This window comes from Lentzea sp. NPDC036955, from assembly GCF_055608005.1.
In genome coordinates this window covers 153,712-177,254 of sequence record NZ_JBVJRC010000013.1, presented here as the reverse complement: position 1 = coordinate 177,254, position 23,543 = coordinate 153,712, and the positions used below count along the sequence as shown (strand labels likewise).

General features: G+C 71.9%; 16 protein-coding genes. 5 read left to right on the top strand and 11 right to left on the bottom strand.

The features are described from left to right. The first annotated feature begins 149 nt into the window (after nucleotides 1-149). On the top strand, nucleotides 150-1,640 hold the full coding sequence (locus tag ACZ7CF_RS37165; protein WP_458432066.1) for a cellulase family glycosylhydrolase: 1,491 nt from the start codon (nucleotides 150-152) through the stop codon (nucleotides 1,638-1,640). A gap of 76 nt (nucleotides 1,641-1,716) precedes the next feature. Here the strand turns inward: ACZ7CF_RS37165 and ACZ7CF_RS37160 are convergent, their stop codons facing one another. Then, nucleotides 1,717-2,013, bottom strand: a complete 297-nt coding sequence (locus tag ACZ7CF_RS37160) for an ArsR/SmtB family transcription factor (protein WP_470371989.1) — start codon at nucleotides 2,011-2,013, stop codon at nucleotides 1,717-1,719. Nucleotides 2,014-2,083: 70 nt separating this feature from the next. On the opposite strand from ACZ7CF_RS37160, the gene ACZ7CF_RS37155 reads away from it, so the two are divergent. Continuing rightward, entirely contained in the window at nucleotides 2,084-2,470 is a 387-nt protein-coding gene (locus tag ACZ7CF_RS37155) for a nuclear transport factor 2 family protein (protein ID WP_470371988.1), read from the top strand. A gap of 202 nt (nucleotides 2,471-2,672) precedes the next feature. On the opposite strand, the gene ACZ7CF_RS37150 is transcribed toward ACZ7CF_RS37155, so the two are convergent. From ACZ7CF_RS37150 to ACZ7CF_RS37140, 3 genes are read right to left on the bottom strand one after another with little or no spacing between them, the layout of a single operon-like run. Next, complete coding sequence (locus ACZ7CF_RS37150; RefSeq protein WP_470371987.1) at nucleotides 2,673-3,302, bottom strand: response regulator; 630 nt, start codon at nucleotides 3,300-3,302, stop codon at nucleotides 2,673-2,675. Beyond that, nucleotides 3,299-4,591, bottom strand: a complete 1,293-nt coding sequence (locus tag ACZ7CF_RS37145) for a sensor histidine kinase (RefSeq protein ID WP_470371986.1) — start codon at nucleotides 4,589-4,591, stop codon at nucleotides 3,299-3,301. Before ACZ7CF_RS37145 ends, ACZ7CF_RS37150 begins: the two co-directional genes overlap by 4 nt. A 34-nt stretch (nucleotides 4,592-4,625) precedes the next feature. Continuing rightward, on the bottom strand, nucleotides 4,626-5,756 hold the full coding sequence (locus ACZ7CF_RS37140; protein ID WP_470371985.1) for an acyltransferase family protein: 1,131 nt from the start codon (nucleotides 5,754-5,756) through the stop codon (nucleotides 4,626-4,628). A 286-nt stretch (nucleotides 5,757-6,042) separates the two neighbouring features. Here ACZ7CF_RS37140 and ACZ7CF_RS37135 point away from each other — a divergent pair, with 286 nt between their 5' ends. Then, on the top strand, nucleotides 6,043-6,369 hold the full coding sequence (locus ACZ7CF_RS37135; RefSeq protein WP_470371984.1) for a hypothetical protein: 327 nt from the start codon (nucleotides 6,043-6,045) through the stop codon (nucleotides 6,367-6,369). Beyond that, complete coding sequence (locus tag ACZ7CF_RS37130; protein WP_470371983.1) at nucleotides 6,366-10,052, top strand: hypothetical protein; 3,687 nt, start codon at nucleotides 6,366-6,368, stop codon at nucleotides 10,050-10,052. The genes ACZ7CF_RS37135 and ACZ7CF_RS37130 overlap by 4 nt, the downstream gene beginning before the upstream one ends. 97 nt (nucleotides 10,053-10,149) lie before the next feature. Here the strand turns inward: ACZ7CF_RS37130 and ACZ7CF_RS37125 are convergent, their stop codons facing one another. Further along, nucleotides 10,150-10,707 (bottom strand): hypothetical protein, encoded by a 558-nt coding sequence (locus tag ACZ7CF_RS37125; protein ID WP_470371982.1) that lies wholly within the window; start codon nucleotides 10,705-10,707, stop codon nucleotides 10,150-10,152. 8 nt (nucleotides 10,708-10,715) lie between these two features. Then, on the bottom strand, nucleotides 10,716-11,348 hold the full coding sequence (locus ACZ7CF_RS37120) for a DUF998 domain-containing protein (protein ID WP_470372020.1): 633 nt from the start codon (nucleotides 11,346-11,348) through the stop codon (nucleotides 10,716-10,718). 23 nt (nucleotides 11,349-11,371) lie between these two features. Here ACZ7CF_RS37120 and ACZ7CF_RS37115 point away from each other — a divergent pair, with 23 nt between their 5' ends. After that, entirely contained in the window at nucleotides 11,372-12,157 is a 786-nt protein-coding gene (locus ACZ7CF_RS37115) for an alpha/beta fold hydrolase (RefSeq protein ID WP_470371981.1), read from the top strand. Between the two features lie 55 nt (nucleotides 12,158-12,212). Here the strand turns inward: ACZ7CF_RS37115 and ACZ7CF_RS37110 are convergent, their stop codons facing one another. From ACZ7CF_RS37110 to ACZ7CF_RS37090, 5 genes are all read right to left on the bottom strand, one after another. Beyond that, nucleotides 12,213-13,166, bottom strand: a complete 954-nt coding sequence (locus ACZ7CF_RS37110; RefSeq protein WP_470371980.1) for a cation diffusion facilitator family transporter — start codon at nucleotides 13,164-13,166, stop codon at nucleotides 12,213-12,215. A gap of 1 nt (nucleotide 13,167) precedes the next feature. Next, the gene (locus ACZ7CF_RS37105; RefSeq protein ID WP_360388471.1) at nucleotides 13,168-13,899 is read right to left on the bottom strand and encodes a substrate-binding periplasmic protein; all 732 of its coding nucleotides are present in this window, start codon (nucleotides 13,897-13,899) and stop codon (nucleotides 13,168-13,170) included. Nucleotides 13,900-14,060: 161 nt separating this feature from the next. After that, the gene (locus ACZ7CF_RS37100) at nucleotides 14,061-14,978 is read right to left on the bottom strand and encodes a Dyp-type peroxidase (RefSeq protein WP_360388468.1); all 918 of its coding nucleotides are present in this window, start codon (nucleotides 14,976-14,978) and stop codon (nucleotides 14,061-14,063) included. After that, complete coding sequence (locus ACZ7CF_RS37095; RefSeq protein ID WP_458432079.1) at nucleotides 14,975-15,430, bottom strand: hypothetical protein; 456 nt, start codon at nucleotides 15,428-15,430, stop codon at nucleotides 14,975-14,977. Before ACZ7CF_RS37095 ends, ACZ7CF_RS37100 begins: the two co-directional genes overlap by 4 nt. A 12-nt stretch (nucleotides 15,431-15,442) precedes the next feature. Next, on the bottom strand, nucleotides 15,443-23,251 hold the full coding sequence (locus ACZ7CF_RS37090; RefSeq protein WP_470371979.1) for an RHS repeat-associated core domain-containing protein: 7,809 nt from the start codon (nucleotides 23,249-23,251) through the stop codon (nucleotides 15,443-15,445). Nucleotides 23,252-23,543 lie beyond the last annotated feature (292 nt).

Here is a 23,543-nt window from a genome sequence, read left to right as displayed (position 1 = left end):
CGACGAGCAGGAGTGGCCTCGGCCTCCTGGACTGACACCTCCCACACATCGGTTCTTTACGTGCCGCGGCATCTTCGCTACGGTCGGCTCTGGGAGCGCTCCCAGAATTGGGGTGGCGGCCTGTCCGTGACGCGCACGAAGGAGTGCTGATGTCGGGAACAGCCAAGAAGCGCCGTACCGTGCTCGCGGTGCTGGGGGCGGCGGTGGCCGTCGCGTGCACGGCTCTGACGGCGGTCGCGGGTGGCGCGAGCGCGGCGCCGTTCGGGTGCCGGGTCGACTACACGACCACCGACTGGGGCAGCGGCTTCAAGGCCGACGTGACCATCGCGAACGTCAGCTCGGCGGCGGTGGACGGCTGGACGCTGACCTACACCCACGCGGGCAACCAGACGTTGCAGCACGGCTGGAGCGGCACCTGGTCCCAGTCGGGCAAGAAGGTCACCGTCACCAGCATGAGCTGGAACGCCACCGTCCCCGCGGGCGGCAGCGTCAGCGCCGGGGCGAACTTCTCCTACAGCGGCAGCAACGCCAAGCCGACGGACTTCGCGGTCAACGGCACCGACTGCACCGGCACCGTGCCGACCACCACGACCACCCCGCCGCCCGACGGTTCCGCACCGGAGCTGCGCGTCTCCGGCAACAGGATCGTCACCGCGCAGGGCGAGCCGTACCGGCTGCTGGGGGTGAGCCGGTCCAGCGGCGAGTTCGCCTGCGTGCAGGGCAAGGGCATGTGGGACGGCGGCCCGGTGGACCAGGCGTCGGTGGACGCGATGAAGACCTGGAACGTCCACGCGGTGCGGATCCCGTTGAACGAGGAGTGCTGGCTGGGCGTCCACGGCTCGCCCGGCGGCGTCGCCTACCAGCGGGCCGTGAAGGAGTACGTGGACCTGTTGGTGTCGAACGGCATCAACGTGATCCTCGACCTGCACTGGACCTGGGGCGCCTACCCGAACGGCCCGGACTGGCACTGCAAGGACGAGCACGCGGTGTGCCAGAAGCCGATGCCGGACGCGCAGTACGCCCCGCAGTTCTGGACCGGCGTCGCCACCGCGTTCAAGGGCAACGACGCCGTGGTCTTCGACCTGTTCAACGAGCCGTACCCGGAGATCGCCAGCGACTGGAACAAGACCCTCGGCTGGCAGTGCTGGCGCGACGGCGGCACCTGCACCGGCCTGCCCTACGAGACCGCCGGCATGCAGGACCTGGTCGACGCGGTGCGGGCCACCGGCGCCACCAACGTGCTCATGCTAGGCGGCCTCGAATGGGCCAACGACATGCGGGAGTGGCTGGCCCACAAGCCGGTGGACCCGTTGAACAACATCGCGGCGTCGTGGCACGCCTACAGCTTCAACGCCTGCGCCAGCGAAGCCTGCTGGGACACCCAGATCGCCCCGCTCGCCGAGCAGGTTCCCGTGGTGGTGGGGGAGTTCGGGCAGGACAACTGCGGCTTCGACTACATGCAGCGGTTGGTGGACTGGGCGGATGCGCACGAGCTGAGCTACCTCGCGTGGACCTGGAACCCGTGGGGGTGCAGCTCCGGCGCCGTGCTCATCAAGGACTGGAACGGCACGCCGGAGCCCGGTGTCGGTGAAGGCTTCAAGGCCCACCTGCTCAGCCAGGACCCGTACGGCGCCCGGTAAGGCTCAACCGCCCGAGTCTGGTCCGCGAGCACGTGCTCGCGGACCAGACTCGGGCCTTTTGCGGCACCCGGCGGGATCAGCCCCGCACCACCGCGTCGAGCACGCCGGGGAACCGGCTGTCCAGGTCCTCGCGCCGCAGCCGCAGGTACAGATACCGGCCCTCGCGTCGTTGTTCGACGACCCCGGCCTCCCGCAGCACCTTCCAGTGGTGGCTGGCCGTGCTCTTGGTGATGTCCGGCAGGATCTCCTGGCAGTTCAGCTCCTCCGCCGCCGCCAGCGTCCTGACCACCCGCAGCCGCAGCGGGTGGTCGAGCGCCGCGAGCACCGCCTCGATGGTGATGTCCCCGCGGGCAGGGCCCTCTTCGGTCTTCACACACCCGATTGTACGACTTGACTCGAACTGTTACGGTTCGAATCAAATCGAACAGTTGAGGTGGGGCGTGATGACGACCGAACAGGTCAAGCAGGACGTGGCGGCGACGTTCATGAAGGCGCTGGCCGGCCAGGACTGGGACCTGCTGCGCGGGATTCTCACCGAGGACGTGACCTGGACGCTGCCGGGCGACAACCAGGTCTCCGGAACCGTGACCGGCCAGGACGGCGTGGTCGACCGGGTGCGGTTGATCAGCGGCTTCGGCGTGGACTTCGCCCTGCTGCACGTGCTGGTGAGCCGGGACAACGTCGCGCTGAACCTCCACAACACCGCGATGAGGGGCGAGGTCGTGCTCGACGAGCACCTCGCCACCGTCCTCACGCTGGCGGACGGCAAGGTGTCCCGGATCGAGACGTTCCTGTCCGATGTGGACGGCATGAACCGCTTCTTCGCCTGACGAACTGCGGGGGATGCTCACGCTCGTGACCGGTCTGGTGGCCGAGCTCGGCGTCGAGGACCCCAGCAGCTCGTCACCCTCGCCGACGGCGCGATCAGCCGCGCCGTGCTCCTCAACGACCCTGATTACCGGCGGCACGCCCGTGCCGCCGCGGAGGTCCTCCTCGACCACGCACCACGCGGCGGGCGGAGGTGAGCGGCCGTCAGTCCTGCGGCGTCAGGTAGCCGCGGGAGAACGCGACGGCCACGGCGGCCGCCCGGTCGTTGACGCCCAGCTTCGCGTACACGTGCAGCAGGTGCGTCTTCACGGTCGTCTCGCTGATGAAGAGCCGCTTCGCTGCCTCGCGGTTCGTCGAGCCGCGCGCGATCAGCTCCAGCACCTCCAGCTCGCGCTGCGACAACGGTGCCGGAGCCGGTCTGCGCACCTGCCCCACGAGCCGGGTCGCCACGGCGGGGGAGAGCACCGCCTGCCCGCGTGCGGCGGCTTCCACCGCGCGGACGAGCTCCTCCCTCGGCGCCTCCTTGAGCAGGTAGCCGGTGGCGCCGGCCTCGATCGCGGCCAGCACGTGGCTGTCCGTGTCGTACGTGGTCAGCACCAGCACCCGGGACGGCACCCCGCGCTTGGTCAGCTCCCGGATGGCGGCGACCCCGTCCGTCCCGGGCATCCGCAGGTCCATGAGGATCACGTCGGGCCGCAGGCGTTCCCCGGCCGCGATCGCCTCCGCACCGTCACCGGCCTCGCCGACCACCTCGAAGCGCGGGTCGGAACCGAACATGCCGCGCAGCCCGTCGCGCACCACGGGGTGGTCGTCGACGATCAGCAGCGAGATCACCGCACACCTCCCGCGGGGATCGCCGGCACCGCCACGGTGATCGCGGTGCCCCCGCCCGGCTCGGACTCGACGTCCAGCCGCCCCGCGAGCAGCTGCACGCGCTGCCGCATGCCGGCGAGCCCGAAACCGCCGTCCGCGGAACCGCCCGTGCGCTGGGCGTCCGGTGCGAATCCCACCCCGTCGTCCAGCACGTCGAGCGTCACCAGGTCCTCCATGTACGACAGGGTCAGGGCCACCCGGCCGGCCCGCGCGTGCTTCGCGACGTTCGCCAGGGCCTCCTGGGCGGTCCGCAGCAGCGCCACCTCGACGTCGGTGTGCATCGGCCGGGCCTCACCGGTCGTGGTCAGCACCGCCTCCACCCGGTTCACCCGCGACCAGCGCCGGGCCACGTCGCCGATGGCGTCCGGGAGGCGCGTCCGCTCCAGCGCGGCCGGCTCCACCGCGTGCACCGTCCGCCGGGCCTCGGTGAGGCTCTCGCGGGCCAGTTCCACCGCGTTCGCCACGTGCCGGCGCGACACCACCGGTTCGTCGGCGGCCTGCTCGGCTGCCTGCAGCTGGGTGAGGATGCCCGCGAGGCCCTGGGCGAGGGTGTCGTGGATCTCCCGCGCCATCCGCTGCCGTTCGTCGAGCACACCGGCTTCGCGCGCCTGCGCCAGCAGCTGGGCGTGCAGGCCCGCGTTCTCCGCCAGCGCGTTCTCCAGCTCGGCGTTCGCCCTGTGCAGCTCCACCAGCGCCCGCTTCTGCCGGTGGTTGCGCCGGTCGGACATCACGTCGGCGGAGAAGGCCGCCGTGGCCAGCACCGCCGTGACCGCGCTGACGGCGGGCCACTTCCACCACTCGTCGGCACTGATGCCGTCCGCCCCGCCCACGTAGGAGATCGCGCAGACCGCGGCCGTGACGACCACGCCGGCGTAACGCCACCGACCCTTGAGGTACTGGAACGCGTGCACGTAGCCGATGAAGGCGAAGAAGCCGAACCACGGCGTGACCAGCACCAGGCAGGCGGTCAACGCCACGAGCCCCGCGTAGTACCAGGCCATCCGCGCGCTGTCGCCGTGCCACTGCGGGTGCGAGGTGTGGAACCACACCACCCACGCGGTGAGCACGGCCGAAAGCACCAGCACCTCCGGCAGGTGCAGGGGAGCGCCCCAGAGCGGTTGCAGCAGCGTGAACACGACGCTGACCACCAGCAACGGGTACGGGAGCAGCTGCAGGACCGCGGTCTCCCTGTGCTCCCAGCGGTCGAACTCCTCGCGCAACTCGGCCTCGACCCCCACCCCGGGAATCATCGCACGACCGTTCCCAGGGCAAGGGGAGCCGTTGCTAGACAACCGCACGCACAGCGCGCACCCGGCGCAACGCCCCCGAGACCGCCCAGCTCGCAGTAGCGGCGATCACCAGTGCCAGCAGGAACTTCGGCACGGGCGCCGCGTCGAGTGGCTGCAAGACCGCCACGACACCGACGATGACGGGCGCGTGCACGAGGTACACGGCGAAGGCGTTGTCGGCGAGGTACCGGCTGAACCGCGACGAGCCGGCGACGAACCGCGCGAACACCCGCAGCAGCACCAGGACGACGCCGACCGCGAACGCCGACTCCCACAGCGCCAGTGCCAGGTGCGGGAGGTCGTACCCGGCCAGCTCGCCGGCCGCCACGAACCCCCGGTACCCGCCCAGCGCCAGCGGCACGAACGACGTGACCACCAGGACCACGCCGAACCAACCCGTCCGCTGCGGCAGCGACTCCAGCCACCGGCGCCGGTACGCCACGACACCGGCGAAGAAGAGCAGCACGTACTGCGGCAGGTAGGAAGGGCTGGGTAGCCCGAGCACCGGCTCGTCCGTGCCGAGCGGGACGAGGATGCGCCAGCCGTACGTGGCCACGGCGAGCACGAGCGTGAACACGAGGAGATCCCGCCGCCGCAACGGTTGTGACCGCACCGGCGCAGCGGTCCCGCGCAGGTGCAGGAACAGCGCGTACCCGAGCGAGAAGATCAGCAGCACCTCCAGGAACCAGGCGGGCCCGACCTCCCAGGCCGTGAAGTAGTAGGCCACGAACGACGGCCGGGTGCCGGCCGGCAGGGCGAGGTAGGTCGGCAGGTCGAACAACGGGCGCAGCAGCACCACGAACGCGAGCAGCGGAATCCCGAGCCGCCTCAGCCGCTCGACCGCGAACGCGCGCGGCCCCCTGCGGTCGGCCGCACCGGGCGCGAAGTACCCGGACAGCAGGAAGAAGAACCCCATGAAGAACGACTGGTTGACCACGAGCAGCAGCGTCAACGGCACCGCTTCGGCCTCCGACGCCGGCGGTTGCCAGTTCGGCCAGACGTCGATGGTGCTGTAGGGCGCCGCGCAGTGGTGCACGACCACGAGGAACGTCAGGAAGATCCGGAGGTTGTCGAGGTAGCGGATGCGTGCCGGACGAGAGGTGCGGACGACGTCGGACAATGCCATGCGGACAGCCTGCCGCTGCCGCCCGCGCACCGGATCGACCACGCGGACGCGGATCACGGCGGGCGCGGTGGACCCCGTCCATCCTCCGATCGGAGGATGGACGCCGTCAGCACGGCAGGGTTCGACGCTCCTCATCGGACAGCCGCAGCGCACGGGCCAACGCCGGGCACACCTGTGCTGACGGCGTCGCCACCGGTCCCTGCTCGAGACCCGCGGGTGGTTTCATCGACGTCGGAGATGTCACACCGGAGCCCGGTCCGCCGATGTCTTCCAGGGGAGGTCGATCATGGCGAGGGATGCGAGGCGCCGGCCGCTGGCCGGTGGGATCGTCGTGGGGATGTTGTTGCTGCCCAGCGCGGTCAACATCGCCACGGGGGCGTTGCCCGACACCTGGGCCCGGTTCGCCTGGGTGGGCGTGCCGGTCGCGGTCGTGCTGACCGCGGTCCTGGTGGTGCTGGAAAGACGCGCCCGCGCCGAGGCCGCCCCGGAGGAGCCGCGCGGCGGCAACCAGTACTACGTCACCGGCCCCCAGAGCACGCAGATCAACTCCCCGCAGGGCACGGTCAACGTCCAGTACGGCACGCAGCAGCAGCCCGATCGCCGGGAACCATGACCGGCGACCAGCACTTCGTCACCGGGTCCGGCAGCGTCCAGATCAACCACCCGCAGGGGCCGGTCACCGTGACCGGAACGCCGCCGGCGCACCGGCTCGAGCCGTTCTCGTTCGTCCCTGCGGTGGACCCCGCGCGGCTGGCCCACCAGCCCAGCCGGCTGCTCGACGCGCGCAGCCAGGTCGTGCCGTTCAGCGGGCGCGACGACGAGCTCGCCGCGCTGGCGAGGTGGAGGGACACCGCGGTCGCGCCGATGTCCGCCCTGCTCGTGCACGGCCCCGGCGGACAGGGCAAGACGCGGCTGGCCGCGCGGTTCGCCGAGGTGTCCGCCTCCGCCGGCTGGGAGATGGCGCTGGCCCGTCACGCGTCCGAGGCGGCTTGGTCCGGCGCGACGTTCGAGCCGCGCACGGCCGGCGGTCTGCTGGTGGTCGTGGACTACGCCGACCGGTGGCCGCACCTGGAGCTCGTCGCGCTCCTGCGGGAGCTGGGGCAGGTGGGCAGACCCGTGCGGGTGCTGCTCGTCGGCCGGACGGTGCAGTGGTGGCCCGCTCTGCGCGGTGAGCTGCGGGAGATCGGTGCCGACGTCGGCGACCTCCTGCTGCCAGACTTCGCCGACGGCACTGACGACCGCGAACGCGCCTTCGCCGCCGCCCGCGACCGGTTCGCGGCCGTGCTCGGGGTGCCGGCGCCCGTCGACGAGGTCGCGCGCGGCCTGGACGGCGACGAGTTCGGGCAGGTCCTGACCATCCACATGGCCGCCCTCGTCACGGCCCTGCGCGCGCGGCACCCCGGTGGGCCGGTGCCCGACGGCGTCGAGGGCATCGCCGCGTACCTCCTCGATCGGGAACGCATGGGGTGGGAACGCCTGCAACCGCGTCCGGGGTTCAGGACGACGTCGGCCGACATGGCCCGCGCCGTGTTCACCTCCGTGCTCAGCGACAGCATGTCCCACCGCGACGGCCTCGCCCGGCTCACCCGCCTGCGGCTCGAAGCCGCCCAGCAGGTCCTCGACGACCACCGGTTCTGCTACCCGCCGCACGACCGCTCCCGGGTGCTGCAACCGCTCCAGCCGGACCGCCTGGCCGAGGACTTCGTCGCACTCATGCTGCCGGGGCACGACATCACCGGCTACGACCCGGACCCGTGGGCCGGTGACGTGCCCGGCGTGCTGCTCGGTGTCGACGAACCGGACGCGGCGGTGCCGTCGACGGTGGCCAGGACGATCACGGTGCTCGCCTCGGCCGCCGGCCGGTGGCCGCACGTGGGCCGGCAGCTCGGCGCGCTGCTGAGCGAACGCCCCCAGGTCGCCGTCCACGCCGACAGCGCGGCGCTGATCGCGTTGGCCGAGGCCAGGCACGTCGACACGGACGTGCTGCTCGCCGTCGAGGTCCACCTGCCCGATGATCGCCAGGTCGACCTGGACGAGGGCGCCGCCGCGGTCACCGAGCGGCTCGTGCGCGAGCGGGTGACCGACACCGCCCGGCTCCAGGACGTCGCGTCCTGGTGCTCCCGGCTCGGGACCCGCCTGGGGCACGCCGGTCGCAAGCAGGAGGCGGTCCGGTACGGCCTCCAGGCGCTCGCGGCGCTGAGCCGGCTCGAAGAGCTCGACCCGCGGACCTACGGGGTCGACGTCGCGCTGTGCCTGATGCGCGTCGGCGCCCACCTGTCGGACCTCGGCCGGCACGACACCGCGGTCGGCTTCACCGGTCGCGCGGTCGAGCTGCTGCGCGCCAAGACCGAGGACTCGGCCCGTGCCGGCCTGGCACTGGCCCTGTCGAACTACGGCAACCAGCTGCAGAACGTCGGCCAACGCGGGAACGCCGTTGCCGCCGCGGAGGAGTCCGTTGCGCTGCACCGGGTTCTGGAGGGCACCGCCGCCGCGGACCCGCCGATGTTCGCGTTCGCGCTCACCGCTCTCGGCACGAGGCTCATGGCCGTCGGCGAGGACGAAGCGGCGCTGCGGGCGCTCGGCGAGAGCGTGGAGAGGTACCGGAGCCTGGTGGACTCGGCCCCGAAAGCGCACCTGCCCGGCCTCGCACGGGCGTTGACGAACCTCGGCACCGCCTGCTTCCGGCTCGAACGTTCGGCTGAAGCACTCGAAGCCTCCGCGGAGGCCGTGGACATCCGGCGTGACCTCGTCGCGGTGAACCGAGAGGCCTACGCGCCCGATCTGGCGCTGTCGCTGATGAACCACGCGGGTCGGCTCTGCGACGTCGGCCGGGACGCGGAAGCCACGGCCACCGCCGACGAAGCCGTGGCGTCGGCCAGGAAACTCGCCCAAGCCGACCCCGTGCGCCACACAGCCCTGCTCGCCGCAACGCTGTCGAGCCGCGGCAGCGTCTACGCGCAGGTCGACCGCGACCGCGCGGTGGACTCGTTGCGTGAAGCGGTCGCGTTGTACGAACGCCTGGTGGTGAACAACGAAAGCCATCGGTCCATGTTGGACACAGCCCTGCGCAACCTGCGAATCCTCGATTCCACACCGGCGGCCGGTGCCTCCCGGACACCGCAGCCGGAGACCGTCGAGTTGTTCAACCGCGGTGTGCTGCTGGAGAAAGCCGGTCGCACGACCGAAGCGGAACACTGCTACCTCGGAGCCGCCGACGCGGGTCTCGCCGAGGCGATGTTCAACCTCGGTCATCTGTACCGCGCGGGTGGCCGGCCTGCGGACGCCGAGCGCTGGTTCACCGCCGCCGTCACCGCGGGCATGACCTCGGCGTGCTTCAACCTCGGCGCGCTGTGCCTGCAACAGGGGCGCCGGGACGAGGCCCGCCGGTGGTTCCACGCCGGCGCCGACGCGGGCATGGCGATCGCCATGACGGTCCTGGGAAGCATGTACCGCGACGACGGCGCACCGGCCGAGGCCGAGCGCTGGTTCATCGCGGCCACCGAACGCGGCGAACCGGAGGGCCACTACCGGTTCGGTCTGACCCTGGCGGAACAGGGCCGGCACGCGGAAGCCGCCGTCCAGCTCGCCAAGGCGGCCGAGGCGGGCCACGCCGACGCCGCCAAGGAGCTCGCCGACCACCAGATGCGGCACAACCAGACGCACCAGGCCCACAGGTGGTGGCGCATCGCCCGCGCCGGAAGAGCTCCCGCGCCACCGCCACCGACCGCCGCACCGCAGTCGGACCACCCCCTGGTGCAGGCGGCCCTCGACCGCGACATCCCGACGCACGTCGTCTCCCCGGCCGGTAGCGTGTCCGTGGCGGCGGAGCTGCGCGAAGCCCACGTGAGGCAGCTCCTCGACGCCGGACGGCTCGACGACGCCATCGACACCTACCTGGGCGCCGCACGGGATGCCGAGGCGCTGCTGGCCCACAGCCCCACCGGCTCCGACCTGACCTACAGCCTGCTCAGGCAGCGGGCCGTCGACCTCTCCAGGGCGGCAGCCCTCCAGCAGACCGCGGGCCGCACCACCGAAGCACTCGCTGCGAGCCAGACGGCGGTCACCACACTCGGTGAGCTCGCGGCCCGCTCCGGTGACACGGCCACCCACGCCCGGGCCCAGCGGATCTTCGCCGCGATCCGCGCCGACGCGCGCACCGAGCTGGACCGGGCCGTCGTCGAGGTCGAGGAGGCCATCGCGACGTTCTCCCAGCTCGGCGGAGCGGACTACGCGGAGGGTGAGCTCCGGTTGTGCCGGATCGTCCTGAGCGCACTGCGGTCAGGACCGCGGAACTAGGGCCTGTGCCGAGGTCCGTGTTCGCGATAGCCGGGCCTGAGGCCGCCAGGAACCACCTCAGGCGCGACTCTCATCGAACGGGACCTCGACACAGGCCCTAGTCGTCGAGGCACCGGCCGTGGGGCAGGAGCCCTCCCAGGAAGCTCCCGCCCCCTCCACCCGGCACGCTCGTGACGTACCCGACGAGGCAGGCGTTCGCCGCGACGGGCACCGCGTAGAGCAGGGTCCCGGAAGGCGCGGGGTCGTCCGGGCGGGCGATGCGCACCACGCTGTTCACGAACCCGGCCCGTTCCAGGGCCGTGCGGCGGCGATCCGCGTCGTCGGTGACCGGTGGACGCCTGGAGGGCACGACGCACCTGTCGTTCGGCGCGGAACTGCAGCGCGAGTCGACCGACATGGCGCGCTGAACGTTGTTGTAGACCTGTTCAGCGGCGGTGCGCTGCGCGGAGGTGAGGGGCGTGCGCCGGGCGATGTCGGCCGCGACCCGCCCGCAGTGGTCGTCCTTCTCGTCCTGCGCCGTGATGCACGAGACCGAGGTCCCCGACGACGAACCCGTCGGCCGGTGCCGGGTGCTCAGCCACCACGCGCCTGCGAGCAGGCAGACCGCGAGCGCGAAGCAGACGACCAGCGTGGCCTGGCGGCGCCGTGATGGCATGACCCGTGTCACCGCGGCTCGCGCGGCGGGGCAGCCGGCCCGGTGCGAGCCCACCGGGCCGACGCCCGTGCCCCGAGCAGCAGTCCTGTCGCGACGGTCAGCAGCTGGACACGCTGCACCAGACCGGCACCGGGGTGGTTGACCAGCACCGCGGACAACACCCCCGTCACGGCCAGCAGCACCGCCACCACCCAGGCGCTCCACCAGCGTGTGCTCCGTGCGAAACCCACGGCGGCAACCAGTGCGCTGAGGAACGTCAGCACGCTCGTCACCTGGTGCAACTGATGTCCGAGCGACACCGACCCGCTGCTCTCCCGGGCGCGGCACACCATGTCCACGCTCGGCGCGCAGTCCAGGGCGAGCGCGGTGTCGGCGAGGGTCGCGCCCGCGAAGACGAGCACAGCGGCGACGACCAGTCGTCCGCGCATCCCGCGGGCGGCGAGCAGCAGGCAGCAGGCGGCCAGCGAGTCGGTGACGCGGAACAGCCACCGGTACGGCTGGTCGTCGGCGAGCAGCTCGCTCACGTAGCTGTCCACTGAGGACAACCCGGTCGGCAGGACCAGCTCCAGCAGCCAGCACGAGTACAGGACCGCGGCAGCGACCAACCACCCGTGCGGCCGGCGGGACGACAGTTCCCGCATCACGCTCGCCTCATCCTTGCGCCATGCTGTGTCCCGTGGCCAACGTCGTGGGATCGACCCTGCACCTGCTGGTGGACGGACCGGCGGACGCGCCGCCGGTGGTGCTCACCTCGGGCCTGGCCGGCGCTGTCGCCGACTGGGACGCCGTGACCCGCCTGCTCACCCCGTCCGCGCGGGTGCTGCGCTTCGACCGGCCCGGCACCGGCGCGAGCACCCCGTCGTCCGAACCCCCGTCGGCCCGGCGCGAGGTGGCGGTGCTGGACGCGGTCCTCGACGTCGCCGGAGCCCCGGCCGTGCTGGTCGGGCACTCGCTCGCCGGCCTGCACGTGGAGGCGTACGCGCGGTTGCGCCCGGAACGCGTGCGCGGCGCGGTGCTCGTGGACCCCAGCCTTGTCCCGCCCGGAGTCGACCGCCCGTTCGACCTCTCCGCCGTGTTCGCGCAGGCCCTGCTCCGGGTGGGCGCCGCAGGACCGGCCGCACGCTGCGCCGGTCCGCTGCTCCGGCTCTTCGGCAGGCCACCGGCCACCGCCGCCGTGGTCGAAGAGCTCGCCGGTTATCCCGCTTTGGTCGCGGAGGTGGACGCGTTGCGCACGCACCCGTTGCCGGACGTGCCGTGGCAGGTGCTCACGGCGGGAGGGACGCTGGGCGGCGCGAGGTCGGCGTTGCACATCCTCACCGCCCACGGATCGATGGCCTCCCTTTCCGCTCATGGCCTTCATCGCATCGTGCCAGAAGCGTCGCACATGGTGCAGTTGGACGATCCCGGTGCGGTGGCCGATGCGGTGCGGCGCTGCCTCTCGTCGTCCTGACAGTTCCCGGCCGCATGTTCAAGATCGGCGTTGCACGCGGCGTGCGGATGCCGGGTCACCGGCGGATCTCGCGCACGGGCATGACGGCGATGTCGTGCATGCGCCAGTCGGCGTCGCGCAGCCGGTGGCTGAGCCGGTCGAGGCGGTCGACGAGGTCGTCGGTGCCGGGCCGGGGTACGACGAGCATTTCGCCGACGAACACGTGGCCTTCTTCCCGCAGCCGGATCCAGGCGTCGGTGACCCAGGGCTGGTCCAGGGCGAGTGCGGTGAGCTGGGCGGGCAGGGGGTGCGGTTGGTCGTCGGTGACGGTGCGGGGCCGGCGGTCCATCAGGTCGGCGACGGCGGTGCGGGTGGTGCGCAGGCCGTCGCGGACGATGTCGGCGGAGATGATGATCGCGGCGACGGCGTCGGCCCACCACAGCCCGGCGCCGATGCCGAGGATGCCGAGGACGGCGGCGCCGGCGGTGAGCCAGTCCGCGCGGTTCATCTCCGCGTCGGCGTGCAGGACCTTGTCGTGCAGTTGTGCGGCCAGCTTCGTCTTGGCGCGGCCGAGCAGGATCGCGGGGACCATGGTGGCCAGCAGGACGGCGATCATCGGCCACCCCAGCCACACCGCGTGGTCGAAGACCTCGATCAACCCGATCGGCGGGCGCTCGCCCTGCACGAGCCGCAGCACGGACTCGACGAGGATGTAGCCGCCGAGGATCAGCAGTGCCAAGGCGGAGGCCAGGAACGCGATGGCCACCGAACGGTGATGCCCATAGGGGTGTTCCTCGTCGACGGGCCGGTTGCGGTAGCGATCGGCGACCAGGAACGCGATGGGCGGCGCGAGAGCGAGGATGTCCTCCACCCAGGCCGCTTTCATGGCCTGCGACTGGCCCAGCACGACGGCCAGCACGGTGATGGCCACGACGAAGAACGCGACCGTCCACCATTCCAGGCGCACGGCCCGGCGGTGCAGCGCCGCCTTGTCGGGCGGAAGCTCGAAGCTGTCGTGGATCGCGGCCATGTCACGCCCCCTCACGGCGGGCGTCGAGCAGCAGCCGGCGCACCTCGTCGGGCTTCAGGTCCAGCAGGAACCGCTCGACCGTGCTCTGCCAGGCGTTCTCGCCGGCGGGCACCGCCATGACGTGATCGGCACTGGACAGGTGGATGCCGGAGTCGGTCAGGCCGGCCGCGTCCACCCGCCAGTCCGGGACGACAGCGGCACCGCCGGGGCGTTCGGGAACGTCGGCGACGGGGACGGCGGTCGCGTCTTCGTCGGACAGCAGCGCGGCCTCGGCGCTGCCTTCCCGCACCAGCACCCGTTGCCCCGTGATGTCAGCCGCTGCTCCCGCGGGCACGGCGACGACCATGTCCGTGGTGAGGTAGTCGGTGGTCAGTGCGACGTCCTTCTCCCAGGGCGACTCGGCGTCCAGCCCCGCGACGACGAGGTCGAGGCTGCGTTCGGACAGCGCGGTCATGAGCTCGGCCTCACCGCCGGACACCCACTGCACGCGCGCGCCCAGGCTGTCGGCCAAGCGCTGCACCAGGACCGTCTCGGCACCGCCCGGTGCCTGGTTCCCGTCCGTGATCGTCCACGGCGGGCGGTGCGCGACCCCGACCCGGAGCGTGCCCTCCCGCACCCGGTCCAAGGTGCCGTCGGCGTCGCGCGGCCACTGGCAACCGCCCACCGACACCAGGACCAGGACCACCGCGGCCGCTCGTTGCCACACGTGCCGAGCCAGTGCAACCGATGCCATGCGGGTGATGTTGCCCAAGACCACCCCGTTCAACCATCGGATGATCCACTCAGGAACGCCTTTCACAGGCGCAACCGGGATGAAACGCCCGAAAGCGGTGTCTTCTCACCGCAGCCACCGGAACGGCACCGCTCGCGCGGGGGAGAACGCGAGGACCGGGGTCAGGCGGGCACCCGGTAGTACCCGCCCGCCGTGGTCAGCAGGTACGGGTGCAGCGCGTCCGAGGCCAGGCGGGACTGTGCGCGGGCGAAGCCGTCCTCGAAGGACGACTGGAACGCCATGAACACCACACCGGTCTCGGCAGGGGTCTCCTGGTAGATCCACGACCGGCGCAGCATGCGCGGCGCCGGGGTGTCCCCGGTGCGCGGGTTCATGGCGCGCACGTGCGAGTTCAGCGGGATCGCCACACCGTCCGGGTCGCCGGCGTAGTCGGGGACGCGGCCGGGCGGGGTGCCGTCGAGCCAGGTCCCGTCCGGGTGGCGGCCGATGATCCTGGCCTGCGCCTCGGCGCTGTCGGCGTCCCACAGCGGGTGGGCCAGCCGGATGACGCGCAGCGCGGCGAGGGTGTCGCCGTCGGGCAGCAGCACCGACTGCTCGTTGGTCTGCCCCTCGACGAAGCCGAACGGGTTGCGCTGCAGGGGTTTGCCGTCCAGCGGCGGGGCGACGTCGCGGTGGACCGGCACCGTCCACACCGGCGTGAGGCCGGGCAGCTCGGCGAGCACCTCGGCCAGCCGGTCCGCGCAGTCGTCCCGGTCGTCCCCCTCGACCTGGACGAACGCGTCGGTGCGGGACCGGTCGCGGTCCAGGGTCTCGCCGGGGAAGTCGGGCATCACGGGCACGTCCGCGAGCGTCGGGCCGAGGCCGACCATCACGTCGTCGCCGCGCACGCCGAGCAACCGCGCCCTGGCGTCCGTCCCCCGTGCCCGCAGCAGGGCCAGCGCCCCGGCCGGACGCGGGGTGCGCAGCACCGGGTGGGTGCCGGGCGGGTCGGTGCCCGGTGTGCCGCAGCCGGACAGGCCCAGGCACGCCAGCAGCGTGCCGAGGCCGGCGCCGACCAGCAGGTCGCGGCGGTCGATCACCGGGCGACCGCGACCACGAGGTCGTCGAACGAGGGGTCGTCGTAGCCGTCGCTGCACCGCAGCACCGCCCCGTCGCCGGTCTCCTCCACGACGATCCCCGCGTTGCCGACCCACGCCTGGTCGACGCCGGCGTCGTCGACCCAGGTGTTCCACATCCGCACCAGCAGCGCCCCGCGCCCTGACCGGCGCACGGTCAGCTCGACCAGCGGCGGTGCGGTGTCGGTCCACAGCACCACTTCGGCGAGCCGCTGGCCGTTGACCTCCAGCACCCCGCCCCTGGCCTTGACCACCAGACCCTCCCGCCGGTCCCGGCGGGCGCCGGTGAACGCGATCCGCAGGGTCTGGCCGTCGGCGGGGTCGGGCAGCTCGTAGGTCATCGTCACGCGCTGCCCGGCCACGTCGAGGGGCGCACCCCGCCCCTCGGCGAACAACTCGCCCAGCTTCTTGGCCATCACAGTCCCTCGTCAGTACCCGGGGTGCCGGAACGGGTCCCTGGCCGCGTGGTCCTGCGGCCAGCGCGGCACGACCCGCTTGCCGCCGTCGCGCATGGGGATCGGCTCGTGGGACAGCTCCATCGACTCCATGCCGCCCTTGTCGGGATTGTAGCGAGTGGGCGGTTGCCCGGACCGCATCCTGGCGAGGTCGGCGTCGGACCACTGCCGGCTCGCGCTGGGGTGCTCCGCGGCGTTCTTCCAGTACCGTGACCGCACGGTCGACCAGGCCGGGTCGTTGCCCGCCGCGGTCTTGGAGTAGATGTCCTGACCGCGCTGCCAGCCCTTCCCGTTCGCCGCCTTCCACCCGTTCTGGATGTCGCGCATGTCCGCGGCCTTCGACAGCCACTTGCCGATCCCGGCGCCGAGCATCCCGCCGAGGCAGCCGGCCGCGGCGGCACCGCCGACGCCGCCCCAGCCCCAGTCGACCTTGCGCCCGGACAGGCGCTGCCCGGCGTAGTCCATCGCCGCGTCCATCGCGGCCCCGCCGAGGCAGCCGAGCAGCAGCGGGTTGGTGCCGTTCGGGTCGGTGGCGTTGGCCGGCGAGTTGCCGACGTAGGCGTAGAGGTTGCCGCCGCCCTGGTAGCCGATCGGGTCCTCGGAGATGAACCGGCCCAGCGCGGGGCTGTAGTAGCGCTCGCGGTACTGGAGCAGGCCGGTGCCGTCGTCCTGCCGCCCGGTGAACGACAGGTCCGAGCCGCGGGCGTCACCGGTGGTGGCCGGCACGCCGAACGGGTCGTAGGACTGGGTCGCGGCCAGCGTCCCGTCCGCTCGCCCGAGCGCCAGCGGCGACCCGAGCCCGTCGGTCAGGACGCTGTCGGTGATGCCCGCCTTGGCCCGCCCCGCCCACTTGTCGGTGCCCATGGCGAGCAGCCCGGCCGACAACGTGCCCGCGGCGTCGAGCTCGGCCGCGGCGTTGGCGCCGTCGTAGACGAACCGGGTGGTGGCCGAGCCGACCGTGCGGGTGTCCCGGACCCCGGTGGGGCCGTAGACGTTGGTGCTGGTCAGCCCGGACCGGCTGGTGCCGGTCAGCTCGCCGCGCGCGTTCCACGTGTAGGTGGTGGTGCCGTCGGAGAGCAGGTTGCCGTCGTTGTCGTAGGTCAGCGCCGTGCCACCGGCGGAGACCAGCCGGTTGCCGTTGTCGTAGGCCAGGTCCGACCTGGCGGCCGGCAGCGCCACATTCGCGAGCGAGCCGGTGACCGAGGTCCGCCTGCTCACCGCGTCGTAGGTGTAGCCGAGGTCGCCCTTGGCGGTGCCGTTGTGGCTGTAGGCGATGCCGGTGACCTGCCCGATCGCGTCCCGGGTGAAGGCCTGCCGCCAGCCGCCCGGCAACGCGACCGCACTGGCCCGCCCGGCCGCGTCCCGCGTCACGGTGACCGTGTCGCCACCGCGGGTCGCGCCGGTGAGCTGGTCGGCGTTGTCGTAGGTGTAGGTGGTGGCGGGCAGCCCCGGCACCGTGACACCGGTCGTGCGGCCGAGGACGTCGTAGGTGTAGCCGACCGTGCCGTTGGGTCCGGTGGTGGTGGCGAGCCGGTCGAACGAGTCCCAGGTCTGGCTGGTGGTGCCGCCCGCCGTGTCGGTGAGCGTGGTGAGCCGGTCCAGGGCGTCGTAGCCGTAGGTGATCTTCGACTGCTGCGTGCCGGCGCCGGTCACCCCGTACCTGATGCTCGTCGGCCGGTTGAGCTGGTCGTAGGTCATCTCGGTGCGCAGCCCGGCGCGGCTGACCGTCGCGGTGACCCGGCCGGTGCCGTCGTAGGTGGTGGTGTCGGTGCGGTTGAACGGGTCGACGCGGGTGACCGCCCTGTCGGCCTTGTCGTAGGTCCACGAGGTCGTCTTGCCACGCGGGTCGGTGTAGGCGGTCCGGTTGCCGTTGGCGTCGTAGGTGAACGTGCTGACGCCGCCGAGCGCGTCGGTGACCTTCACCGGGTTGTTCAGCGCGTCGTAGGCGACGAGCTTGCGCGCCCCCGCCGCGTCGGTCCACAGCACCGGCCGGCCGGCCGCGTCGTGGAAGGTCGTCGCGGTGCGGCCGAGCGCGTCGCGCACCCCGGTCAGCGTGCCGGACTCCCAGGTGAACGTGGTGGTCGCGCCCGCGGGGTCGCGCAGGGTCGCGACCTGCCCCGCCGACGTGCGGGTGGTGGTCGTGGTGCGGCCGAGCGGGTCGGTCGCGGTGAGCAGGTTGCCCTTCGCGTCGTAGGTGAAGGTGCTGGTGCGCCCGGCCGCGTCCTTGGTGGTCGTCGGCTGGTCGTACGGCCCCCAGGTGGCCTCGGCCGAGGTGTACTCGCCCGCGGTGTCCGCGAGGCCGGTCGCCTTCACCACCCGGTCTGCGGCGTCGTAGGTGTACTCGGCGCGCCGGCCGTACGGGTCGACCACGGCGTCGAGCCGGTTGCCTGCACCGCGTTCGTAGGTGGTGGTCCGCGCCAGCGACGTGCCGAAGGCGGTGGTGTCGGTGGCGACCATCCCGGTGGCGGTGAAGGTCACCCGCCGCACCGACCCGTTCGGCTGGGTCACCCTGGTCTCGGTGACCTGGTTCTGCGCGTCGAGGGTGTAGGCGAAGGTGAAGGAGCCGCCGTCGGCGATGTCCTGCCGCGACACCCTGCCGTTCGCGTCGTAGGCGACGCTCAGGTAGGTGTTGCCGCGCCCGTCGGTGATGCCGGTGACCCGGTTCGCGGTGTCGTAGGTGTAGGTGGTGACCTTGCCCGCCGGGTCGGTGACGGTCGCGAGCCGGCCCGCCGTGTCGTAGGTGTAGCCGACCTGGCGGCCGATGTTGTCGCTGGCCCTGATCACGCGGGCCGAGGCGTCGTACTCCAGCCCGATCCAGCGGCCGTTGGGCGAGACGATCTGGGTGACCTCGCCGTTGGCGCCGCTCGGCCGCACGAACGTGACCTCGTTGCCGTTGCGGTCACGCATGGCACGCGGCCTGCTGTACCAGGGGAAGAACCACTTGGTGCCGTCCCGCAGGGTCAGCACCCAGTCGCCGTTCTCCTGCGCGATGGTGGAGCCGGTGTAGCGGCCGGGGGAGCCGACCGCGGCGAACACCGCGTCGCCGTAGCCGGTGCCGGGCGAGGTGCGGACGTAGTGCGCGCGCCCGCCGCCCGGGGTGTAGAGGTCGACCTCCTGGTACTGCTGTTCGGAGGCCAGGTACATGTTGTGGTCGGCGCCGGAGTTCAGCCCGAAGTCGCGGCTGTGGTTGTCGCCCTGCCAGTACTGCCGGTTCAGCGCGATCGGCACCGTGTCGTCGAGGCCGAGATCGGTGTGGGTGTCGGTCAGCAGACCGGTGGACAGGTCGACCGGGTCACCGGAGAGCTTGTCGAGCAGGTCCTGCCACCACGGCTTGTCCGGCTTCGGGTTGCCGCCGGTGTTGAACATCGCGCCGTCGAGGGTCCACAGCTTGGTCTTCTCGTCCGGGATCACCCGGCTGGCGTCCGCGTTGACCTTGCCGTGGCCGTAGACGTACCACTGCTTCTCGGCCGGGTCGTAGTTCCAGAAGTCGACGACGGTGCCGGCGGGCAGCTTGGTGTAATTCGGGTACACCACGCTCGCGCCGTCCGGGAAGATCGTCGCCCCGCCCGGCTGGACGGTGAAGAACGTCGGCACGATTCCGTTGCGCGGCAACGGGTAGGGCGGCCGGTCGATCGGGATGGCGGTGATGCCCAGCTCCGTGACGACCTTGCCGTCCATGTCGCGCACGACGGTGCCGGCCGGGATGTGGACCTCGAGGCCGGGGATGGCCGGCGTGGTCAGGACCGTGTCGTTCGCGGTCGGCGCGGCGAGCTTGACCGTGTGCGCCATGTCCAGCTTGGGCAGCCACACCGGCGCGTCCAGCGGCGTCGTCCTGCCCCGCTCGACCCTGGCGTGGATGCGGAACGTGCCGTACCTGCTCTTGCCGGTGGCCGCCGCGTACCCGTCGACCACGATCATGGTCGCGTTGGCGCGGACACCGGACAGGAGGAACCGGCCGCTCGCGTCGGTGGTGGTGCGGATCGAGTCGACGCGCACCGGGATGCCGGCCAGCGGCCTGCCGTCGAGCCCGAGCACGTGCCCGCTGATCGCGGTGACGCCCTTGGGCGCGGTCAGGTCGGTCACCGGTGTGGCCGGGCCGCGCCGCGTCAGCCAGTCACGGCCGTCGAGGTTGCCCGCGTCCGGCGTCCAGGCCGCGTCGAGCCGGTCGTCGCGGACCAGCGTCGCGGCGTTCGGGGAGGCCGGGTCGGGGTCGACCCGCAGCGAGTCGTCCCGCAGCCGCGCCGGCAGGAGCTGGGGCTTGGTCCTGGTCTCGTGCTTCGGTTCGGCGACGGCCGTGGCCGCCGGAGCCTGCTCGGTCCGCTCGTTCTGCTTGGCCTGCTCAGCCGGTGGTGCGACCGCCGCGGCGAGGGCGGTGGCGGTCCGCGCGGTGAAGGTCGTGGCGCCGGTGTTGATGCCGTACGGGCCGAACCACACCTTGTACGTGCCGGTCTGCGGCAACGTGCGTCCGGTGACCTCGGTGTTCATGTACTGGTCGGTCAACCGCTGTCCGTCCGGCGCGATGATCTGCCAGGCCGCGCCGCAGCAGCCCAGCGAGCCGGAGGTGTTGCTGGACCCGATGGTCACGGCCTGGCCGGCCGTGCCGGAGAAGGTGACGAAGGCGTCCTGGCCGGGGTTGGTGACCGTGACGGTCTTCGCGGTGCCGTCGAGGGTGATCGTGCCCGCGTCGAGGTCGGCCGGGACGGTCCACGCCTTGAAGGTCGTCGAGCCGGTGTTGGTGCCGTACGGCCCGAAGGAGATCTTGTAGGTCCCGGTCTGCGACAACGTCTTGGTGTCGACGGTGGAGTTCATGTACTCGTCGGACATTCGCGTGCCGTCCGGGGCGAACACCTGCCACGCGGCGCCACAGCAACCCAGGTTGGCCGACGTGTCGGTGGACTGGAAGATCACTCGCTGGCCCGTGGTGCCGGAGAAGGTGACGTAGCCGTCCTGGCCCGGGTTGGTGATGGAGATGGTCTTGCCCGTGCCGTCGAGGGTGATCGTGCCCGCGTTGACGTCCGCCGGGACGGTCCACGCCTTGAACGTGGTCGAGCCGGTGTTGGTGCCGTAGGGGCCGAAGGAGATCTTGTAGGTTCCGTTCTGCGGCAACGTCTTCGTGTCCACCGTGGAGTTCATGTACTCGTCCGACATGCGGGTGCCGTCCGGGGCGAACACCTGCCACGCGGCGCCGCAGCAGCCCAGGTTCGCGGACGTGTCGAGGGACTGGAAGATCACGCGCTGCCCGGCGGTGCCGGAGAAGGTGACGTAGCCCTCCTGGCCGGGGCTGGTGATGGAGACGGTCTTGCCGGTGCCGTCGAGCGTGAGGGTGCCGGCGTTGAGGTCGGCGGGCACGGTCCACGCTTTGAACGTGGTGGAGCCGGTGTTGGCGGCGTAGGGGCCGAAGGAGATCTTGTAGGTTCCGGTCTGCGTCAACGTCTTGGTGTCGACGGTGGAGTTCATGTACTCGTCGGAGATCCGCGTGCCGTCGGGTGCGAAGACCTGCCAGGCGGCGCCGCAGCAGCCCAGGTTGGCCGACGTGTCGAGGGACTGGAAGATCACCCGCTGGCCCGCGGTCGCGGAGAAGGTGACGTAACCGTCCTGGCCCGGGTTTGTGATCGAGACGGTCTTGCCGGTGCCGTCGAGCGTCAAGGTGCCGGCGTTGAGGTCCGCGGGCACGGTCCACGCCTTGAACGTCGTGGAGCCGGTGTTGGTGCCGCGCGGGCCGAACCAGATCTTGTACGTGCCGGTCTGGGGCAGCGTGCGCGTGTCCACAGTGGAGTTCATGTACTCGTCGGACAAACGCGTGCCGTCCGGCGCGATCACCTGCCAGGTCGCGCCGCAGCAGCCCAGGTTGGCGGACGTGTCGAGGGACTGGAACAGCACGCGCTGACCCGTCGTGGCCGAGAACGTGACGTAGGCGTCCTGGCCGGCGCTGGAGATCGTGACGGTCTTGGCCGTGCCGTCGAGGGTCAGCGTGCCCGCGTTGAGGTCGGCGGGCACCGTCCACGCGGTGAACGTGACCGAGCCGATCAGCACCGACGACGGGTCGGCCACGATCCGGTAGGTGCCGGTCTGGGGGAGCGTGATCGTGTCGAGGGTGTCGTTGGCGTACTTCGTGTCGCCGACGCGGGTGCCGTCCGGTGCGACGAGCCACCAGTACAGGCCGCAGCAGCCGAACTGCGACGACGCGTTCGTGGACTGGACGGTGACCCGGTTCCCGGCCGTGCCGGCGAAGGTCGTGTACGCGTTCTGGCCGGGCTTGGTGAAGGTGACGGTCTTCGCGGTGCCGTCGAGCGGCTGGGTGCCCGCGTTGAGGTCCGCCGGGACCGACCACGCGCTGACCGTGACCGACCCGGTGTTGGCGCCACCCGGATCGAGGAAGACGCGGTAGGTGCCGGTCTGCGGCAGGGTGGTCGTGTCGAGGGTGTCGTTGGGGTACTTGGTGTCGCCGACTCGGGTGCCGTCCGGTGCGACGAGCCACCAGTACAGGCCGCAGCAGCCGAACTGCGACGACGCGTTGGTGGTCTGGATGATGACGCGGCCGCCCGCCGTGCCGGAGAACGTCGTGTAGGCGTTCTGGCCGGGGTTGGCGACCGTCACCGTCTTCGCGGTGCCGGACAGGGACTGCGCGCCGGCGTTGAGGTCGGCCGGCACCTTCCGCACGGTCACCGTGGTGGTGCCGGCGGTGTCGGTGTCGTTGCGCAGGAAGATCGTGCGCAGCCCGGGACCGCTCGTGGGGCCGGTGTCGATCCAGCCGCCGGTGCCGACGCAGCTGCCGGTGGCGGTCTGCCGGTTGCGCTCGTCGTGGACGCGGGCGTACAGGCCGCAGGAGCCGAAGGTGCCGTCGCTGAGCGAGAAGGCGAACCGGTCCCCGTCGGCGGCTGAGAAGTACCGCACCGCCCACTTGCGCGCCGCCACCGGCACCTGGGTCGCGGTGCCCGCGGTGATGGCCGCGGCGGTGTCGATGCTCGCCGGGTCGATGCCGGTGGGCGGCACGACCAGCACGGCCGAGCTGGTGCCGGTGCCGGCCGGGGTGCTGAGCGACACGGTGCCGGTCGCGGCACCCGGCGGAATCCGGACGGTGAGGGAGCCGCCGGAGCGTGCGGTGACCGCGGCCAGCATCCCGTTGACCCGCACCAGGTTGTTGGCGAACTCGGGGTCGGAGTTGGTCGTGGTGACGGTGACGGTCGACCCGGCGGCGGCGATCTTCGGCGTGACGTCGGTGACGGTCGGCTTGTCGTTGCGGACGACGGTGACCACCGGGCCGGTGCCGGTGCCGGTCGACGTGGTCACGGTGACCGCGCCGGTCGTCGCCGACGTCGGCACGGTGACCGTCAGCCGGTCGGCGGCGGCCGTCTTGACCGTCGCCGTGACACCGTTGACCTTCACGGTGTTGGCCGCCGCGGTGGTGCCGAAGCCCTTGCCGGACACCACCATCGCGTCACCGGGACGCACGATGCCGGGCACGGTCGACAGGACCGCGACGGCCGGCGTGCCGAGCCGCTCGACCGACAACGGGTTGCCCGCCGGGTCGTAGGTGTACCGCGCGACCGAGCCGTCGGCGCCGACCACGCCGGCGACCCGTCCGAGCGCGTCGTACGCGTAGGTCGCGGGACCGGGTGGTGGGTCGACGAGGGGTGCCGCCGCGCGGGGTGCCGCCACCTCCGTCCTGGCCGGCAGGTCGCGGGGAGCGGCCGCTACCGGCACGCCGGTGGCCGTGACCGCCGAGGAGACCACCGCCACCACCGACACCAGGACCGAGTACTGCCGCAGCCTCGTGTGCACGTCGTCTCCTCGACCGCTCGGCGCGGGGTCTGCCGACTCCCCCCGGAACTATCGCCGGTCCCGCCGCCCGTGTGTCCACTCAAACCGGAAAACCGAGAAAATTACTCGTTTGTCGTAGCGACCGGGACGAAAAAGACCAACGAGGCGGCCGATCGGTTCATCGTGTCCGCCTATGACGAGTTCATCAACGGCTATGGCTGCGGCTTGACAACCGGGCAGGATTTTGTGCTGCTGCACGACATCCGGAAGCTCCAAAGCCCAGGACGCGCGATCCCAACGGGTTTGCTCACCC

Excerpts from the sequence above, each read along its gene's own strand:
- ACZ7CF_RS37165 (WP_458432066.1), top strand. The coding sequence starts at position 150 with ATGTCGGGAACAGCCAAGAAGCGCCGTACCGTGCTCGCGGTGCTGGGG.
- ACZ7CF_RS37155 (WP_470371988.1), top strand. The coding sequence starts at position 2,084 with ATGACGACCGAACAGGTCAAGCAGGACGTGGCGGCGACGTTCATGAAG.
- ACZ7CF_RS37145 (WP_470371986.1), bottom strand. The coding sequence starts at position 4,591 with ATGATTCCCGGGGTGGGGGTCGAGGCCGAGTTGCGCGAGGAGTTCGAC.
- ACZ7CF_RS37140 (WP_470371985.1), bottom strand. The coding sequence starts at position 5,756 with ATGGCATTGTCCGACGTCGTCCGCACCTCTCGTCCGGCACGCATCCGC.
- ACZ7CF_RS37135 (WP_470371984.1), top strand. The coding sequence starts at position 6,043 with ATGGCGAGGGATGCGAGGCGCCGGCCGCTGGCCGGTGGGATCGTCGTG.
- ACZ7CF_RS37130 (WP_470371983.1), top strand. The coding sequence starts at position 6,366 with ATGACCGGCGACCAGCACTTCGTCACCGGGTCCGGCAGCGTCCAGATC.
- ACZ7CF_RS37125 (WP_470371982.1), bottom strand. The coding sequence starts at position 10,707 with ATGCCATCACGGCGCCGCCAGGCCACGCTGGTCGTCTGCTTCGCGCTC.
- ACZ7CF_RS37120 (WP_470372020.1), bottom strand. The coding sequence starts at position 11,348 with ATGCGGGAACTGTCGTCCCGCCGGCCGCACGGGTGGTTGGTCGCTGCC.
- ACZ7CF_RS37115 (WP_470371981.1), top strand. The coding sequence starts at position 11,372 with ATGCTGTGTCCCGTGGCCAACGTCGTGGGATCGACCCTGCACCTGCTG.
- ACZ7CF_RS37110 (WP_470371980.1), bottom strand. The coding sequence starts at position 13,166 with ATGGCCGCGATCCACGACAGCTTCGAGCTTCCGCCCGACAAGGCGGCG.
- ACZ7CF_RS37105 (WP_360388471.1), bottom strand. The coding sequence starts at position 13,899 with ATGGCATCGGTTGCACTGGCTCGGCACGTGTGGCAACGAGCGGCCGCG.
- ACZ7CF_RS37095 (WP_458432079.1), bottom strand. The coding sequence starts at position 15,430 with ATGGCCAAGAAGCTGGGCGAGTTGTTCGCCGAGGGGCGGGGTGCGCCC.